The 17,046-nt window shown below is 66.7% G+C and carries 17 protein-coding genes and 2 pseudogenes; 9 read left to right on the forward strand and 10 right to left on the reverse strand.

Translation table 11 applies throughout. The features are described 5' to 3' along the window. Nucleotides 1–32: 32 nt before the first annotated feature. Complete coding sequence (locus BST44_RS19545; protein WP_083178779.1) at nt 33–998, reverse strand: 2-hydroxyacid dehydrogenase; 966 nt, start codon at nt 996–998, stop codon at nt 33–35. Nucleotides 999–1,199: 201 nt separating this feature from the next. Between BST44_RS19545 and BST44_RS19550 the strand changes: the two genes are divergently transcribed. Then, on the forward strand, nt 1,200–2,057 hold the full coding sequence (locus BST44_RS19550; RefSeq protein WP_083178751.1) for an LLM class F420-dependent oxidoreductase: 858 nt from the start codon (nt 1,200–1,202) through the stop codon (nt 2,055–2,057). A gap of 11 nt (nt 2,058–2,068) precedes the next feature. Here BST44_RS19550 and BST44_RS19555 read toward each other — a convergent pair whose 3' ends face one another. Beyond that, nucleotides 2,069–3,625 carry a SulP family inorganic anion transporter gene (locus BST44_RS19555; protein ID WP_083178752.1) on the reverse strand — a complete coding sequence of 519 codons (1,557 nt, stop codon included), beginning with the start codon at nt 3,623–3,625 and terminating at the stop codon, nt 2,069–2,071. 289 nt (nt 3,626–3,914) lie between these two features. After that, nucleotides 3,915–4,337, reverse strand: coding sequence for a nitroreductase family deazaflavin-dependent oxidoreductase (locus tag BST44_RS19560; protein WP_083178753.1), 423 nt, complete (start codon nt 4,335–4,337; stop codon nt 3,915–3,917). Between the two features lie 131 nt (nt 4,338–4,468). Here BST44_RS19560 and BST44_RS19565 point away from each other — a divergent pair, with 131 nt between their 5' ends. From BST44_RS19565 to BST44_RS30475, 3 genes are all read left to right on the forward strand, one after another. After that, nucleotides 4,469–5,368 carry a class I SAM-dependent methyltransferase gene (locus tag BST44_RS19565; protein WP_083178754.1) on the forward strand — a complete coding sequence of 300 codons (900 nt, stop codon included), beginning with the start codon at nt 4,469–4,471 and terminating at the stop codon, nt 5,366–5,368. 64 nt (nt 5,369–5,432) lie between these two features. Then, nucleotides 5,433–6,122, forward strand: coding sequence for a class I SAM-dependent methyltransferase (locus BST44_RS19570; protein ID WP_083178755.1), 690 nt, complete (start codon nt 5,433–5,435; stop codon nt 6,120–6,122). Nucleotides 6,123–6,217: 95 nt separating this feature from the next. After that, nucleotides 6,218–6,385, forward strand: a complete 168-nt coding sequence (locus tag BST44_RS30475; RefSeq protein WP_167380230.1) for a hypothetical protein — start codon at nt 6,218–6,220, stop codon at nt 6,383–6,385. A 67-nt stretch (nt 6,386–6,452) separates the two neighbouring features. On the opposite strand, the pseudogene BST44_RS31705 reads toward BST44_RS30475, so the two are convergent. Both BST44_RS31705 and BST44_RS19575 read right to left on the reverse strand, forming a co-directional pair. Beyond that, a pseudogene (locus BST44_RS31705) lies at nt 6,453–6,575 on the reverse strand (TetR/AcrR family transcriptional regulator); the annotation flags it as partial. A 181-nt stretch (nt 6,576–6,756) separates the two neighbouring features. After that, nucleotides 6,757–8,223, reverse strand: a pseudogene (locus BST44_RS19575) (flavin-containing monooxygenase); the annotation flags it as partial. Between BST44_RS19575 and BST44_RS19580 the strand changes: the two are divergent. Continuing rightward, entirely contained in the window at nt 8,222–9,049 is an 828-nt protein-coding gene (locus BST44_RS19580; RefSeq protein ID WP_083178757.1) for a mycofactocin-coupled SDR family oxidoreductase, read from the forward strand. The pseudogene BST44_RS19575 and the gene BST44_RS19580 sit on opposite strands and share 2 nt — an antisense overlap. A gap of 75 nt (nt 9,050–9,124) precedes the next feature. Here the strand turns inward: BST44_RS19580 and BST44_RS19585 are convergent, their stop codons facing one another. Continuing rightward, complete coding sequence (locus BST44_RS19585; RefSeq protein ID WP_083178780.1) at nt 9,125–9,445, reverse strand: DUF1330 domain-containing protein; 321 nt, start codon at nt 9,443–9,445, stop codon at nt 9,125–9,127. Nucleotides 9,446–9,602: 157 nt separating this feature from the next. Here BST44_RS19585 and BST44_RS19590 point away from each other — a divergent pair, with 157 nt between their 5' ends. Beyond that, entirely contained in the window at nt 9,603–10,634 is a 1,032-nt protein-coding gene (locus BST44_RS19590; protein ID WP_083178758.1) for a fused (3R)-hydroxyacyl-ACP dehydratase subunits HadA/HadB, read from the forward strand. Between the two features lie 15 nt (nt 10,635–10,649). On the opposite strand, the gene BST44_RS19595 is transcribed toward BST44_RS19590, so the two are convergent. Both BST44_RS19595 and BST44_RS19600 read right to left on the reverse strand, forming a co-directional pair. Further along, the gene (locus tag BST44_RS19595) at nt 10,650–11,504 is read right to left on the reverse strand and encodes a transglutaminase-like domain-containing protein (RefSeq protein ID WP_083178759.1); all 855 of its coding nucleotides are present in this window, start codon (nt 11,502–11,504) and stop codon (nt 10,650–10,652) included. Between the two features lie 134 nt (nt 11,505–11,638). Beyond that, nucleotides 11,639–12,670, reverse strand: a complete 1,032-nt coding sequence (locus BST44_RS19600) for a glycoside hydrolase family 6 protein (RefSeq protein WP_439330742.1) — start codon at nt 12,668–12,670, stop codon at nt 11,639–11,641. Nucleotides 12,671–12,798: 128 nt separating this feature from the next. Here BST44_RS19600 and BST44_RS19605 point away from each other — a divergent pair, with 128 nt between their 5' ends. From BST44_RS19605 to BST44_RS19615, 3 genes are read left to right on the forward strand one after another with little or no spacing between them, the layout of a single operon-like run. Further along, on the forward strand, nt 12,799–13,689 hold the full coding sequence (locus tag BST44_RS19605; RefSeq protein ID WP_142274579.1) for a hypothetical protein: 891 nt from the start codon (nt 12,799–12,801) through the stop codon (nt 13,687–13,689). Beyond that, on the forward strand, nt 13,689–14,396 hold the full coding sequence (locus tag BST44_RS19610) for a hypothetical protein (protein ID WP_083178762.1): 708 nt from the start codon (nt 13,689–13,691) through the stop codon (nt 14,394–14,396). The genes BST44_RS19605 and BST44_RS19610 overlap by 1 nt, the downstream gene beginning before the upstream one ends. Nucleotides 14,397–14,404: 8 nt before the next feature. After that, nucleotides 14,405–14,977, forward strand: coding sequence for an Rv0361 family membrane protein (locus tag BST44_RS19615; RefSeq protein ID WP_142274580.1), 573 nt, complete (start codon nt 14,405–14,407; stop codon nt 14,975–14,977). Between the two features lie 54 nt (nt 14,978–15,031). Here the strand turns inward: BST44_RS19615 and BST44_RS19620 are convergent, their stop codons facing one another. Then, nucleotides 15,032–16,303 (reverse strand): amidohydrolase family protein, encoded by a 1,272-nt coding sequence (locus tag BST44_RS19620; RefSeq protein WP_208619840.1) that lies wholly within the window; start codon nt 16,301–16,303, stop codon nt 15,032–15,034. 139 nt (nt 16,304–16,442) lie between these two features. After that, nucleotides 16,443–17,042 carry a twin-arginine translocation pathway signal gene (locus BST44_RS19625; RefSeq protein ID WP_244184875.1) on the reverse strand — a complete coding sequence of 200 codons (600 nt, stop codon included), beginning with the start codon at nt 17,040–17,042 and terminating at the stop codon, nt 16,443–16,445. Nucleotides 17,043–17,046: the final 4 nt, after the last annotated feature.

Here is a 17,046-nt window from a genome sequence, read left to right on the forward strand (position 1 = left end):
TGTGAGGCATCTGACATGAGCTGATCCTGCCGTCAGCGCCGCGGTTTCAACACGGGTGTCACCAGTTCGCCGGTTTCGAGATAACTATCGAGGTTGCGGATCGCCAGCAGCGCCATCGCCCGGCGGGTCCGGGCCGTGGCACTGCCGATGTGCGGGAACAGCACCACGTTGTCCAGCTCGGACAGCTCGGCCGGCACGTGGGGTTCGTCGACGAAGACGTCCAGACCCGCCCCGGCCAGGCCGCCGCCGGCCAGCAACTCCACCAGCGCGTCCTGGTCGACGACGCTGCCGCGGGCGATGTTGATGAGGTAACCCTCGGGCCCCAACGCCTCGAGGACGGCGCGGTCGACCAGGTGGCGCGCGTTGGGGTCGCCGGTGGTGGCCACGACCAGGACGTCGACCGACTCGGCCAGCTCCACCGGGGATTCGGCGTAGCGGAACGGCGATCCGTCGACGCGGCGGCGGTTGTGGTACGCGACGGCGCAGTCGAACCCCAGCAGCCGGGTCGCGATGGCAGAACCGATGCGGCCCAGCCCCAGGATCCCGACCTGCAGCCCGCTGACGTCACGGGCGTACGGGAACGGGCCGTCGCGCACCCATCTGCCCGCCCGCACGTAGCGGTCGGCGGCGCCGAACCGGCGCAGGGTCATCAGGATCAGCCCCAGGGCGGTGTCGGCCACTGTGTCCGACAGCACGTCGGGCGTGTTGCTCACGCCGATGCCGCGGTGCTGCGCCGCCCGCAGGTCGATCAGGTCCACCCCGGCGCCGTTGTTGACGATCACCTCGAGGTTGGGCAGCGCCGCAATGGTCTCGGCGTCGACGCCGGGCGAACCGGACGTGAGCACCACCCGAACGTCGGCCCCGTGCTCGGCCAGGAACTCCGCCCGTCCCGAACCCTCGGGGAGCCGCGGAATCTCGTAGCGCGCGGCCAGCTCCGCTTCGAACGTCCGCTCGAAGTCGCCGACCCGCAGCGCGCCGCTGATCTTTTTCGTCGTCACCCGTCCATCATCGCGGCCGGATGAAATACCCGGGCGGGCGGCGGCGTTGTCAGACGCGACGGTGTCGGACATTCCCCCGGGTACCACCTCAAAACCGTCGCTTCGAGCGACCACCTGCCGAGAGGCGCGAAGACGGCACCGTCGGAAAACTTTTTCCGCTTGCGCGGGAAGCAATACCGCCGCGGCGCGGTTGCACCGCCGGTGCGCATTGGAGTTGTGTTCCCCCAGACCGAACTCGGCGGCGACCCGGCGGTCGTGCGCGCGTACGGCGAGGGCGTCGAGGGACTCGGATTCACCCACATCCTCGCCTACGACCACGTCGTGGGCGCCGATCCGACCGTGCACCGCGGCTGGGACGGACCCTACGACATCGACTCGACCTTCCACGAGCCGTTCGTCGTGTTCGGTTATCTGGCCGCGATCACGTCGCTGGAACTCGTCACCGGGGTCATCATCCTGCCGCAACGACAGACGGCGCTGGTGGCCAAGCAGGCCGCCGAGGTCGACCTGTTGACCGGCGGCAGGTTCCGACTCGGCGTCGGATTGGGCTGGAACGCCGTCGAATACGAGGCGCTCGGCGAGAAGTTCGGCAATCGCGGCAAGCGCTCCGAGGAGCAGATCGAACTGATGCGCCGGCTGTGGACCGAACGATCGGTCACCTTCGACGGGCGGTACCACACCGTGACGGCTGCGGGCCTGGCCCCGCCGCCCGTCCAGCGCCCGATCCCGGTATGGATCGGCGCGGCCTCCGACCGCGGGTTGGAACGCGCGGGGCGGCTCGCGGACGGCTGGTTCCCGATGACGGCTCCCGGACCCGGCCTCGAGCACGCCCGCGAACAGGTGCGGCGGGCAGCCGCGGCCGTCGGCCGGGACCCCGCGAGCCTCGGGATGGAGGGCCGCGTCAGCTGGACCGGCGACCCCGACAAGACCGCCGCCGGCATCGCCGCCTGGCGGGCGGCGGGCGCCACCCACCTGTCGGTCAACACGATGAACGCCGGGCTCGCGACAGTCGACGACCACCTCGCCGCGCTGGAGCGGGTCGCCGCCGACCTGAAGTAGCGGCCCCGTGGCTAGCCGGCGTTCGCCTCGACCAAGCTGAGGTGCACTGCGCGACGGTGGGCTTTCGGCGGCTGCTCGGTCCGTCCGTCGGAATCGCGGTGGAGCTTGACCGTTCCGCCCGTGGCGCAGTGCCGACGTTGCCAGTCGCTGATCGCTTGGTGCGCGGCGTGATCGAGATAGTTCGCCAACATGTGGACGGTCACCGTGGTGCGCTCGGGGATCGACGCCAGCACGCCCGTCAGCCGGGGCAGGGCGAGGAAGGTGCACGCGCCTTCGATGACGACGTGCCATTCGTCGCCAACGGGCTTCGCTTCCACCTTGGCCCGAACCACCCGCCATCCGGTCACGACGACCGCCACCGCGAGCCCGATCATGACGCCGTGCAGCAGATTGAGAAAGACGACGCCGACGATGGTCACCAGGTAGACGGCGAGATCGCCGTTGCGCAGGGCGGTCTCGATGTGTGCGGGCTTGAGCAGTTCGATTCCGATGACGATGAGCAAGCCGGCGAGCGCGGCGGTGGGGATCTGTTCGACCAGTCCCGCGAAGGGCACGGCAAACACCAGGATCCAGATCCCGTGCATGATCGTCGAGGCGCGAGTTTTGGCGCCCGCATTGACGTTAGCCGCGCTGCGCACGATGACACCTGCGATCGGAAGCCCACCGATGGCCCCCGACGCCATGTTCGCCGCGCCCTGCCCGATCAGCTCGCGGTTGAAGTCTGTGCGGGGGCCGTTGTGCATGCGGTCGATGGAAACCGCCGTGAGCAGGCTTTGCACACTGGTGATCAGCGTGACGGTGATGACCGCGACCGCGACCGCGCTCCAGTCGCCGTGCGGGAGCTGCGGCAACTGCAGCGCCTCGAGCACCGAGCCCTCCAGCCTGATGCGGGAGACGTTGAACGGCGCAACGACCGAGACGACCGTGACGACCACGATCGCGACCAGCGGACCCGGGATCTTGGCGACCCGGGCCGGCGCCCAGCGCCACGCGACCAAGATGGCGATGACCAGCAGGCCAAGGACGAGGCCCGGGCGGTGCGCGCCGACGATCTGCGCGGGCAGACCGATGACGTTTGTCCAGGCCGAGCTTTGCGATTTGCCGCCCAGCAGGACGTGCACCTGCTGCAAGGCGATGGTGATTCCGATGCCGGCCAGCATGGCGTGCACGACAACCGGAGAGATCGCCAAGGCGGCCCGCGCGATTCGGCTGATCCCCAACATGACTTGCAGGGCTCCGGCAATGACGGTGATCAAACACGTTACGCCCCAGCCGAACTGGGAGACCACGTCGGCGACGACCACCGTGAGCCCGGCCGCCGGACCGCTGACCTGCAATGGCGACCCACCGATACATCCGGCGACGATGCCGCCGACGATCGCCGCGATCAAGCCGGAAAGTACGGGGGCGTCCGAGGCGATCGCGATTCCGAGTGACAGCGGAAGCGCCACCAGGAAAACCACCAAGGAGGCCGGCAGGTCGTACGGGAGGGCCGCCCGCAACCGGTCGATCCGCGTCGGTTCGCCCTTCCCTGCGGCGCGTTCAGCTACCCGCTCGGCGTGTTGCATCGACCCTCCCTGGGGTTACGCACAAACAGCGCGTCGGATATCGCCCGCAACGCGCCGAGTATTGCGATGGAAAAACCTGCGGCACAAGCGATCACAAATTGCCGAAAACGTCATTGTTCCGCTGGCGCGTCTCGCCTATGGATACCGAAGGTATGGGCCGGTCAGAAGGGTCGCAACCCGACGGGCCGGGCGCATATCGAATGCAAATCTTCTGGCGCGTACCGGCGTTGAGGCCGCGGGAATCCCGAGCCGCGCGTGGATCAGCGGAATGGATTGGCGCGTAGCCGATTTACTCCAGGACAAACACCGGTATCTGCCTCGATGTCTTGGTCTGGTATTCCGCATAGGGAGGGTAGGCGTCGACGGCCCGCTGCCACCATTGCGCGCGCTCGGCCCCTTCCAGTTCGCGCGCCCTCAGCGTGACGACCTTGGCGCCGTCTTGCAGGGTCACCTCCGGGTTCGCCTTCAGGTTGAAGTACCACACGGGATGCTCGGGGGCCCCGCCCTTCGACGCGACTATGGCGTAACGGCCGCCGTCTTCGACGCGCATCAGCGGTACATAGCGCTTCTTGCCTGACTTCGCTCCGGTCATGGTCAGGAGAACGACCGGCCGATCGAAGATCTCGACCCCGTCGGTGGTGCCTTGTTGCAGGATCCGCTCGGTCTGCTCGCGCACCCAGTCCGTCGGGCTCAGTTCGGTGTTTTCGGCCATACCCGATCTCAGCACGTCGCCGCGTCGTCGTCACCCCCCGGGCCCGTTATCGGACGGGACGGTCCGCGCCAGGCGCGTAGAGTGGGCGTCGTCGCTTAAACGAGCTAACTAATGAGGGAGAGGGGCCGGCAGTGGGCCGCACCGAGAACGACACCTGGGATTTGGCCTCCAGCGTGGGAGCGACCGCAACGGCGGTGGCCGCCCAACGGGCGATCGCCTCGCAAGGGCCCAACCCGCTGCTCAACGACCCATTTGCCGATCCGCTCGTGCGCGCGGTGGGCAGCGACGTCTTCGTCAAACTCCTCGACAACCAGATCGACCGGTCAGACGATCCCCTGCTGAATCGCCGGGCCGTCAACGAGCAGATCACGGTGCGCACCCGATACTTCGACGACTTCTTCGTGCAGGCAACCGAATCCGGTGTCCGTCAGGCGGTGATCCTGGCGTCCGGCCTGGACACGCGGGCCTATCGGCTGGCCTGGCCGGCCGGCACGGTGGTCTACGAGATCGATCAGCCGGAGGTGATCGAGTTCAAGACGCGGGTACTTGCCGGTCTTGGCGCCCAGCCCACCGCCGAGCGGCGCACGGTGGCGATCGACCTGCGCGACGACTGGCCGGCCGCCCTGCGCGAGGCGGGTTTCGATGCGCACGCGCCCACGGCCTGGAGCGCCGAAGGCCTGCTCGTCTACCTGCCGCCGGAGGCGCAGGACCGGTTGTTCGACAACATCGTCGCGTTGTCGGCTCCGGGCAGCCGGATCGCGACCGAGCACATGGACCTGCGCAACATCCCGTCGGACTGGGCGCAGAAGCTCACGCAGCGATCGCAACGCCTGGGTTCCGACATCAATCTCGCCGAATTGTTCTACACCGGTGACCGCAACACCGCCGCCGAATACCTGGCGGCACATGGCTGGGCGGTCGACATCCGCACGACCGACGATGCCTTCGCCGTCCACGGGTTCGAAGTGCCCAAGGATGAGTTGGCCTCCTTCGGCGAAGACTCCGGCTACCTGACCGCCACCCTTCGCTAGGCCGCCTCCAGCTGCAGTATCAACCCCGTTGACATATATCAGTTGCATTGATATAACGGATGGTATGTCTCAGCCAACTCAAGAAATGTTCGAATCCGCCTACCGGGGCGAGGCCCCCGAGATGGGTGAGGGCAATCGGCCGCCGTGGAGCATCGGCGAGCCGCAGCCTGAGATTGCGGCCCTTATCGAGGCCGGGAAGTTCCATGGCGACGTCCTCGATGCCGGGTGCGGGGAAGCCGCGGTGTCGTTGTTCCTGGCCGAGCGCGGCTTCACCACGGTGGGCCTGGACCAGTCGCCCACGGCCATCAAGCTGGCGAGCGAAAAGGCCGCCAGGCGGGGCCTGACGAATGCCACCTTCGATGTCGCCGACATCAGCGCGTTCGCCGGCTACGACCGCCGCTTCGGCACCATCGTCGACAGCACCCTGTTCCACTCGATGCCCGTCGAGCTGCGTGAGGGCTACCAGCAGTCGATCGTGCGGGCCGCAGCGCCGGGTGCCTCCTACTTCGTCCTCGTCTTCGACCGCGCGGGCATGCCCGTCGACGGCCCGGTCAATGCGGTCACCGAGGAGGAACTGCGCGACGTGGTCTCCAAGTACTGGGTGATCGACGAGATCCGGCCGGCCCGCATCCACGCCAACGTTCCCGACAGCGCCGTGGAAGGCTTCCAGGCCTTCGCCGGCGCCGACATCCGCGATGAGGGCAACGGCCGCAAGTCGATAGGGGCCTGGTTGCTGTCCGCTCACCTGGGCTGACCGCAGCGTTCGGCGGAAGTCGCGCCGGCCACGTTTCGCCGCGCGGCATTCGGGAGACCCTGACGGGAGCAGCGCAGACGGTCAGAGGAGATCACGTGGATCCGCAAGCCAATATCGACCCGCCACCGGCACCCGAAGACGCCCGGCAGGCGACCGAGGAACAGCGCAGGTTGCAGGAAAAACTGGAACATCAGGACGTTGACCCGGACGCGCCGGGATTGCACCAGTCCCGGCGGGACCTACCGGACGAGAGCACGCGCTAGGCAGCGCCCCCGCCACCAGCGACCGCGCCGGATCGCCGGCGGCCACGATGGCCGCAGATCACCGGTAGAGTTGGTCGGCGCCGCGCCGAAATGAAACCGCCGGTCTCGCGGCCTTACTCGGAAAGCATTGGTAAATGCTGGCCACCGGGATCCCGACGGCGGCGGCGATGTCCTCCAGATGCGATCCCCGCCGCCGACTGGGGCCGGCCGTCGTCCAGCGCCTCCCAATACCGTTGTTCGCGCTCAGTCAGGTCATTCGAAGTGATGGCACCGAACCGCGCAGCCTCTCGCGCGAACCGCTCCGGCGCGTCAGGCAGCGCGTCGGGTCCCTCCAGCCGAAAACAGCTCGGCGCCAGCGGGCCGAACAACAACGCCCGGCGCAGGTTCGGCCAGTTGTCCAGTCGCGGCTCCACGCCCGCGGCTCGCGCGAAGGCGATGGCGACGAGGTTCAACCTCGACTTCTGCGCCAAGCCCCGACGGGCGCGGTAGGCATCGATCGCCAGCCGCTGGTCGCTGTCGCTCACGGGCGGGATGGCGCCGCCCCATGCGTAGGCGATCCATCTGGCCTGGAGCTCGAGCGGCACGAAGTAACCGCCCGCCTGGTCCCACATCCCCACGAAGGCCAGCCCTGGGAGGTCCGGATGAAAGGTGTACCGGTCCGCGTCCAGATGCACCGCGTCGAGGTCCAGAATCTTCTGGACCTCTTCGCTCAGGAACGGTAGACGCAAATTGAACCCGGTCCCGAACAATATCCCGTCGAACTCCTCCGCGCGGCCGTCGGCGAAGCCCACCTTGGCACCCGACACACCTGTCATCCACGGCCGCACCGCTATTCGGCCTTCGGCCACCAACGGGAGATAGTTCTGACTGAGGGTTACGCCGGCCGCGAAGAGCGAGGGGTCAGGCGCCGGGGCACCGTACTGCTCGGGGCTTCCCGCCGCCCTGAGCACAACCTCCTTCAACTGCCCCTCGACGTCCTCGACCGGGAGCGTTGCTTCCGCCAGGGCGCCGTAGCGCGTGTAGAGCAGATGGTCGGTCGGGACGCCGGACACGAATTTGGGGACGACGTATCGTTGTCGCCGCTGCGTCACAACCACTCGCGCCGCTCCGAGTTGCGCTATCTCCGAGGCGATCTCGAGCGCGCTGATCGCACAGCCGGCAACCAAGATGCGTTTGCCGCGATACGCGGTGCCGTCCCGGTAGCCGAACGTGGCCGTCGCACCGGCGCAGCCGGAGAACGTCTCCAAGCCCGCGATGGCCGGCACCGCCGGCGCATTGAACCTGCCGCTGGCCACCACCACGCGCTCGAAACGGTCGATACCGTCGGCGTGCGACACCAGCCAGCCGGGTTTGTCGTCTCGGCTGACCAGTTTTACCCGGTTGCGTAGCCGGATGCGCGCCGTCAGACCGAATTTGGCGGCGTACCGATGCAGATAGTCGAGAATGTCGCGATTCGGTTGGTAGACGAGGTCACCGTCGTGATCGAGGTCGCTGAAGGCGGTCATGGTGCGGCTGCTGTTGGTGTACATGCCCGCCCAGACGCCGCTACACTGCTCCGACACCGCCCACTGCCCGCCCAGCGTCGAACCCTGCTCGAAGAGCGTGGGCTCGAACCCTTGCGACAACAGCCAGCGCGCCGCCACCAACCCGCCCGGTCCGGCGCCGACCACGGCGACGTTTGTCATCCGGCAACTGTCGCACGGCGCGTGTCGGACACGGTCCGTGTCCCGAGATGCGATGCCGCTTTCGCCCATTTCGTCAACTCCCGGAACGACGCTGTCTATCATCGGCGGCGAAGCGCCCCGATCCGACGGGGCAAGCAGAGGAGGTATCGGCATGACCGATCCCGTCGCCCCGCTCGCCGGCAAAGTTGCCTACGTGACGGGGGCCGCCCGCGGTCAGGGCCGCTCGCACTGTGTCCGGCTGGCGCGTGCGGGCGCCGACATCGTCGCGATAGACGCCTGCGCGCCGGTCGCCGAACACAACGGTTATCCCCCCGCACTCCCGGACGACCTGGCCGAGACCGTCAACCTGGTCGAGGGCGAGGGCCGCAAGATCCTCGCCGACGAGGTCGACGTCCGCGATCTGTCCGCCCAGCAGCGGGTGGTGGCGAACGCGATCGAGCAGTTCGGCCGGCTCGACATCGTGGTGGCCAACGCCGGCGTGCTGAATTGGGGGCGGCTGTGGGAGATTTCGGCTCAGCAGTGGCAGGAGACCATCGACACAAATTTGACCGGGTTGTGGAACACGATCAAAGCGGTGGTGCCGCCGATGATCGCGGCCGGTAACGGCGGATCGATCATCAACATCAGCTCCGCGGCGGGGATCAAAGCCGTTCCGGGCTGCGGGCATTACTGCGCAAGCAAATTCGGCGTCGTCGGGCTCACCAACTCGCTGGCGGTCGAGCTCGGCGAATTCGGCATCCGGGTCAACTCGGTGCACCCGTACGGCACCGACACCCCGATGGGCAACGACCTGTCGATGTACCAGACGTTCCAAGACCATCCGCGTTACATCCACAGCTTCTCGCCGGGCGCGCTGCCCACCGAATCGCTGGCGGCACCCGACCTGGTCTCCGACATCGTGGTCTGGCTTGCCGGCGACGCTTCGTCTTTGATCACCGCAGCCCAAATCCCTGCCGACAAGGGCTATTTGAAGATCTGACCGTCTTGCCCGGCGCCCTCAGGGATTGATATCGACGAATATCGTAATCCGCAAATCAAGGTCGGCCCGCCACGCTCACCGATTCAGCACGGGCCTGAGATCGTCGAGACGGTCGAACAGGTGCCAGATGTATTTCGACGACCCGTTCTCGCGGTGCGGATGCAGATCGGCTAGTTCCGGGTCGTTGCAGTAGCCGTCGAAGGCCTCGCGCGATTCCCACTCCACGAGGATCAGCACCTGCCGCGGCTCGATGTCGCCGACAATCGCATCCTGGAAACTGCCGAGTGCCACGACACGACCACCATGCTTGGCCACCTCAGCGGGTGATCGTCGTGAGTAGGCGCGGTACTCGTCGGCATCGGCGACATCGAACAGATTCAAGGCATAAACAGTCATGGTCATCGACACTAGGTGGCCGATGCGCGTCGGCGGACCCGTGCCTTCACCTCGGCAGCAACGCGCCGACCGCCCGCCTCAACGGTCGCGGATATCCGCGCGTTAGGGTGCCCTGGTCGGCCGCAGCGAACCTGCCGATAGAAATGTTGAGCAATTGATGACCGCACCAGTCGAGACGCCCACGCTCGAATCCCGCGTGGGCCACTACTACCAGGTCGACGAACCGTACCGGGTCTCCGGCGAAAAGGTGCGGGAGTACGCGCGAGCGGTGCAGGACTACCACCCCGCGCACTGGGACGTCGCCGCCGCCGCGGAGCTGGGATATTCGGGCCTGGTGGCGCCGCTGACGTTCACGTCAATTCCCGGCATGGTTGCCAATCGCCGGCTGTTCGAATCGGTCGTCGTCGGTTATGACATGTATCTGCAGACCGAGGAAGTCTTCGAGCAGCACCGACCGATCGTGGCGGGCGACGAATTGCACACCGACGTCGAACTTTCATCGGTCCGCAGAGTCGCGGGCCGCGACCTGATCACCGTGACCAACACGTTCACCGACGCCGCCGGCGAGCGGGTTCATACCATGCACACCACCGTCGTCGGCGTCACCGCGGACGACGTCGATCCGGCGATGCTGGTGGCCGCGAAGAACGTGGTGATGCACGACGTGAACCTCGCCGGAATCGACACCTCAGAAGCGGCCTACCGAAAGACTGTGCGCCCGGCGAGTGACGTCCGGATAGCCCGCGGTGCTGCGGACCGCATCCCTGGCACTCCGTGCTTCGACGACCTGGAAGTCGGCGACGAGCTACCGGTGCACCACGCCCGCCTGTCGCGCGGCGACCTGGTGAACTATTCCGGCGTCGCCGGCGACGCTAATCCGTTGCACTGGGACGAGAACGTCGCCAAGCTGGCGGGCCAGCCCGACGTGATCGCCCACGGCATGCTCACCATGGGTTTGGGCGCCGCGTTCGTCTCGAAGTGGTCGGGCGACCCCGGCGCGGTGAGCCGGTACGCGGTACGACTGGCCCAGCCCGCGATCGTGTCGGCCACCGACGGTGCGGACATCGAATACAGCGGCCGGATCAAGTCGCTGGACCCGGCTACCCGCGCGGGGATGGTCATTGTCGTCGCAAAGTGCGCTGGTAGGAAGATCTTTGGGCTGGCGACGGCGGAGATCCGCTTCCGTTGAATCGCGGCGGCGTCCCTATCGCAGACTGACCAGTCGCTCGACCGAGTCCTTGGGTAGCTCACCGTCGACGACCGCCGTGACCGACATGTTCTGCATGGTGATGGCGCCCCCGTGGTTGTCGAGGAACGCGGTGTCGGCGGCGTCGCGGCCGGTGGCGATGCGGAGCATGGATTGCCGGGGCGCCAGGCAGGTGGCGTCGACCACTCGCCAGACGCCGTCTATCAGCGCCTCGGCGACGGCGTGAAAATCCATCGGCTGGCATCCGGGTGCGTACACCGCCGCCAGTCGGGCCGGGACGTTCACCGCGCGCAACAGCGCGATCACCAGGTGGGCGTAGTCGCGGCACACCCCTGCACCGGCGAGCAATGTGTCGGTGGCCCCGTCGATCGGATCGCTTGATCCCGGGACGTAGCTGAGCCGAGTTCCCACCCACGACGAGACATTCTCCAGCAATGCGGCCGACTTGGCGTACTGCTCGAATTCGGTTGCGGCGAAACCGAAGAATTTGTCGGCTTCGGCGTATCTGCTAGGCCGCAGATACGTGATGGCATCGATGTCGTTCACCGGCGTAGGGTCCGCTTGACCCCCGACCGTCGCCGAGTACGACAGGGTGACCGTCCCTTTGTCGGCCGCCACGACATGGATGCGCGAATCGTGCGGGCCGACGATCTCGCGCGGTTCGACAGCCGTGCCGTTTCGCTCGATCGTGAGGGATTCATCCACCTCGATGCCCGGCTGTTGACTGACCGCGATCTGGAAATCCAACACCGTCGGTTCGGTGACCTCGACTTCGATTTCGACGCCGACGCTGCGGCCGGCGTCGATCGTGCTGCCGTCGGCTTCAGCGCTGCGGCGTTTCCCTGCGGGCATAACTCGAGCCCTCTCGTCGAAGCCAGTCGAATCCCGCTCGCTGCTTGGCAGGGCTTTCGTGTACGCACTTTCTACACCACAACCCCTGCGAGCGCTCGCCGGAATCAGGCTGCGCGATGCTCCGCAGCCCCGGGCTACTGGCCCGCCCTCTGGGCCAAGTCGATCGCATACTGGCTCACGAAGGTGCCCGCCGCCGGGTCGCCCTTGCCGCACGTCCCGTCGGATTCGCCGGGACGTTTGATCCACAGGTAGGCATCGGCGTGCGCGCCAGCGGTCGCCGCGGTGGGCGCAGTGCCCAGTGCCCGGCCGCTCGGGTTGCACCAGTTGAGCTCGGAGTCGGGCGCCGGCCCGGCACCGTTGCGTGACGTGTCGATCACGTAGTGCGACCCATTCGTCAGCCCCGAAATCGCTTCCCCGTAACCGATTTCGTCCTCGGTGGTAAAGAAGTTCGCCGTATTCACGCTGAAGCCGCGCGCATGGTCCACACCGGCTTGCTTGAGCCGCGCGGCCATGTCCTCGGCGCTGTGCCAGCGCAGGTGCCCGGCATCGACGTAGACGGCCGCGTTCGGATCCCGGGTCAGCGTGTCGACGGCGTAGCGGACCAGGTCGTAGCGTTCCTGACGCTGATCACCCGAGAGGCAGTCGGCCATCGCGAGCGCATCGGGTTCGACCACGATCGCCACCCGCGAGGCGCCCACGTCCGAAGCGATGCCGTCGATCCAGCCTCGGTAGTCGGCACCCGACCCGAAGCCGCCCGCGGCGAAGCTGCCGCAGTCGCGATGCGGGATGCCGTAGAGCGCCAGCACCGGGATGGCGCCGGCGGCATTCGCGTCGCCGACGTACTTGCCGACCGTCGACGCCGACGACCCCGGAACGATCCAGTACGCCTGCGGCGTGTTGGCGATCGCGGTCAATTCTGCGCTCGGCGGATCGGCTTTCTGCGCGGCGCGCATGGCCGCCGAATTCGGGTTGACGTAGAACGGCGCGCCGGCCAACGGGTTGCCGCTATCGACCAGGCGCACCGCCGGGGCGCGACCGGCCTGCGGCGGATCGGCGGATAGACCCAGCCACGCGACGGCCGTGGCAGCCAGGAAGGGAGCAATACACCGCGCGAAGGCACTCGTCGCTGACGCAATCACGATAGGAAAACTAGTGCGTCGCGGTATCGGGCGCGAATCCGCGTCCGCGAAGCGGCGCCGTCGAGGATGCGGCGAAGAAGCGCCTTCGGGCAACGTGGCCGCGGCCGCTCGTCATAAACTGGGGAATCCGTATCGAGATGAAACGCCACAAGCCGATGGGGGCGCCGGCGGCGACGGGCCGGTCGCCGAACCTCGTGCTGGCGGCGCTCCTCCTCCTGTTGACCCTGGCGTGTGCGGTGCCAGTCGCTACCAGTGGCGCCGCGCCGGGGCCTGCGCAGGGCTGCGAGTCGCAGCAGCAGGCGCTCGATTCGATCAACGCCGAGATCGCCCGCCACAATGCCCAACCGCACGACTTCATCGTGCCGAGGCAGCAGGCCGCGGCCGACGCCTATGACGCCGAAGCCGCCCAGCTCAACGCCCGTGGCACTCAGGCGCAAGCGAATCTCAACAGCTGCGCGGCCGTCGTCGCCAAATTGGCCGATCACGGAACGCTGCCTAAACCGTCGCAAGACAGGATCGACAAGATCAACGCGGCGAAGGCCCGGCTGCCGTCGGGGTACGCGCCGCCTGCGCCACCGCCCCGGAATTCGCTGGGCGGGGTGGCGGTCGCGCCCCCGATGCAGCCGGTCTTCAAGCAGCTGCGTCAGAAAGGGCCGTGGTCAGACGACCTGATACTGCAGGGGCAGGCCAAGCCGGGCGTCGGCGATCCCGACCCGGCGCGCAACGGCGCTCCGATACCGGGCATGGCCAGCGATCCCTCGCGGCCCGCGGTCGTCGTCGATCACATCGTTCCGATCGCTGCGCTGATGTATGTGCCGGGGTTTCTCAACCTGCCCGCCGAGTACATGTATATCGTGGCCAACTCGCCGCGCAACCTGCAATGGATGTCGGCCTACGCCAATGGCATGAAGAACTCCGATAGCGTCGCCCGGATCGGCAATGCCGATCCCAAGTGGGTCCAGGAGCAGGTGCAACTGGAAAACGACACCCGCGCGACGCTACAAGACCTGATCAACCAGTTACTCACCACGATCCCGCCCAGCTGATGACCGTCGAAAACATCCATATCGAACGGGTTCTCGGCCGTTTCGCGCATTCCGAGCCGGTCGTCCTCGCCGCGACCGGATCCGGCGCCGACGTGCCCGAATCCTGGCAGCCGATCGCGCGCTCCGACGCGGCGGAAGCCCGGCGCATGGCGGCCTTGTCGCTGTGGAACAGCGACTTTTTGCAACTGGTGCCCGACTTCGCCCAAGCGCTCGAGACCGAACTCGCCGACGTCCGGATCGGCCACCTGGCCGGAGAGGCCGTCCTGGTCTATGCCCTCGAGCATTACGACGACGAGCGGCACGTGGTCTGTTGGATCGGCTGGGATCCGGTCCTCGCCGCCGACACCGAATTGCGGTTCGCCGAAGCAATTCCCGATGCCGTGCGCCGCTTCTACCGGGAGACGCACGCCGGCTTCGTCGCGCCCGACTGGATGTCCAACGGCCCCATCCAGCCTCGACACCTGCAGACTTATGCCGAATACCTGGGCTGCCCGGAAGGACTGCCGGAAGGCAACTGGCCGCCCGACGCGGTGGACGCCACGCGGCTGCTGCTGCTGGCCACCACCGCGGACGCGCACCTGTGCGTGTCACCCGACCTTCCCCCGGGACAGGCCTTGACCGTGTACGGAGGAGTACCCGAGGCCCCGGAGGACTTCGGCGCCCTGCTTGACGAGACGATGACCGCCCAACTCGATGAATTTGCCTGAGCCGCAATATGACAACGCCCTATCCCGGTAACCCGTATGGACGGCCCTGGCCGCCGCAGCAGCCCTATGGCCCCCCGCCGGTGCCGCCGCCGTATGCCGCACCCCCACCGCAGCCCGGCCCGTGGATGCCGCCGGCGGGCGCCTGGTGGGGACCACCACCACCGGTGCCGCCGCGCCGCCGCAAGCAGGGCTGGCTGTACGCCGTGCTGGCGGTCATCGTGATCACCGTCGCCAGCGCCGTCGCGGCGATCGCCGCCTACGACCACTACCAGAACAGCGACCCCGTCAAGATCAAGGCGTTGATCGGCGCCTTCTCCGACTCGGTCAGCCGGGGAAACCCGCAAGAAATCGCCACCCTCATGTGCCGCGAGGAAGCCGAACCGTATCTCGATGCGGCCGCGGACCCCGGGGGCGAACTTGCCAACGCGCCAAAACCGAAATTCAGGATCGGTGACGTCGTCGTGCACGGCGACGCGGCGTCGGCCACTCTGACATTCCAAGACAACCAAACGCAGACGATGTACTTTCGCAAAAATGCCGGCAAGTGGACCGTCTGTGCGCCCGCGAAGGATCAGATGTAGCGGAGCCGAGGCCTAGGTGGCCGCCGCCCCCGGAGCTGCCGTGAGAGACCGCGTTTACTGGCGTTGGGGAGCGAGGCGCTTCAACGCGAGTCCGCCTTCGAAGGGGCGGTAGCCGAATGCGGCTGGGGCGCGGTACCCGGTGTCGTCAAGGGGCGTATGCACTTCGGCCACGGTCGGCCCGATCTCGGCTGCGATCGGTGCCAGCGCGTCGAGGTCGAATCGGTACAGCCGGGCCGCGTTCTCCGCCAGGATTTTTCGGCACTCGCTTTCCGATCTGTTGTGTAGCGCCCACCGGATGGCCAGCCTGGATTGCGGAGCGAAGCCCTCCTCGTGCGGGTAGTCGCTTCCCCACAGAATGTGGTCTGCACCCATGAAATCGATCATGGCTGATTCGAAGGGCGCCAATTCGCTGGCCAGGTAGCAGTTCCGCTGGGCGTACTGACTCGGCGTAAGGGTAAGCCCATCGACCGAGGAACCACCGAACATGCCGTACGTGCGGTTGCCGGCTTCGGATTTCATCGTCGGCACCATCGCATCGAGCATCATCAGTTGCTGCTGTACCCACAGTGTGCCCTGCTCGGTCGGGGCGAACCGTAGCGTGGGGTGACGCTCGAAAACCCCGGCCAGGATGAGATGTCCCAGGGTGCGCTGGGCCCACAGCGCCATTTCCGTGATGAGCACGGCGTTGGATGCCGGCTGGTCCATGGGCATTGCCGGACTTCCCGGCCCGCCGTGCTGCACGATCGTCAGATCCAGTTCGCTGCACAGCTGCCAAATCGGCTCATATCGAGTGTGGAACAGCGGGGCGACATTGGGGTCGCCCGGCGATACCGGGGGCAGCAGCACCCCACCGAAGCAGCCTTGCTCGTTGCCCCAACGAATCTCGTCCAGCGCGGCGTCGACGTCGTTGGGGAATACCTGGATCAGTCCTCGTCGGCGTGCGGGTGCGCGCGAACAAAAATCGACCTGCCATCGGTTGTGCGCTTGCACGCCCGCCCAGCGGTGTTCGAACTCTGCCCGGTTCTGGGGCAACGAGATGGTGATGTTGGGAGACGTCGGGAAGAAGGGAGGAACGGTGTTGGGCAGCAACAACTCCGCTGCAATCCCGTCAGCGTCCATCTCGGAAATGCGCAACTCATGGTCCCAGTTGCGCTTTGCGGTGGCGATGATCAAGTCATCGAAAGGACTGGCATACGTCTTGGCCCACGCGTCGAAGTCGTCGTGCAAAGCCTGCGGGAGATACGGCTTGTATTCGAGGAGGTCGGCACCGGCGTGGGTATCCGCCGAAATCACGGTGTAGCGGGATCGGGTCTCAGGGGTGGCCATCAATCATCTCCTCAATGAGAATGCGGCACCGGTCATCATTGCCTGGCCGATAGTTTATGCATGATCGAAATTTCATTCAGCGTTATCAACGCCCCTCCCGAAGAAGGCCGCTCTTCACAAATCACCAAATGCAATGTGGCTAGATGGGATCAAATGCCGAGATGAGCCAGCTGCCGTGGCTTTTGGTCATGCTGACCATGACGCTGCTGGCGGTCTGAACCGGCTCAGGTTGATCCTTGCTCGTTGTGATCTGATCGAGGAAGACCAGCACCCTGGCGGTGTCTGGGTGCAGTTCGCTGATGACGGCGCGCTTGACCGTGGCTTGGGTGTTGACGGCTTTCTGCTTGGCTGCGGGCGCCACGATTTGGTCGGCGAATTTGCCGTAGTACGTCAAGAAGTCACCGGTCAGGTGTGACTTTGCAGCAGCCAGGTCGCTTTCCAGTTTGTCGGGTGTGTAGGACAGCAGCGCGACGGTTCCCTCGGTTGCAGCACCGATCACCGACTTTGCCGTGGCGTCGTTGGTCTGCTGGTCGTGTCGATACTGGCCGAAGTACAGTATGGCGGTTCCGGTGGCGGCCGCCACCAACAGCAAACCGATGATGAGTAGCGGCCAATGCGATAGTGCGCGCCGTATCCGGCTGCGGGGCGTCTCGGTGTCGTCGTCTGTGGGCGGCAATCGGTTGTCACCGCAAATGTCCTTGCGCTGGCCCCCACCGGACGCCGCCGCGGCGAGTTCCACGTTG

The sequence above is a fragment of the Mycobacterium scrofulaceum genome (assembly GCF_002086735.1).
Classification (GTDB): domain Bacteria; phylum Actinomycetota; class Actinomycetes; order Mycobacteriales; family Mycobacteriaceae; genus Mycobacterium; species Mycobacterium scrofulaceum.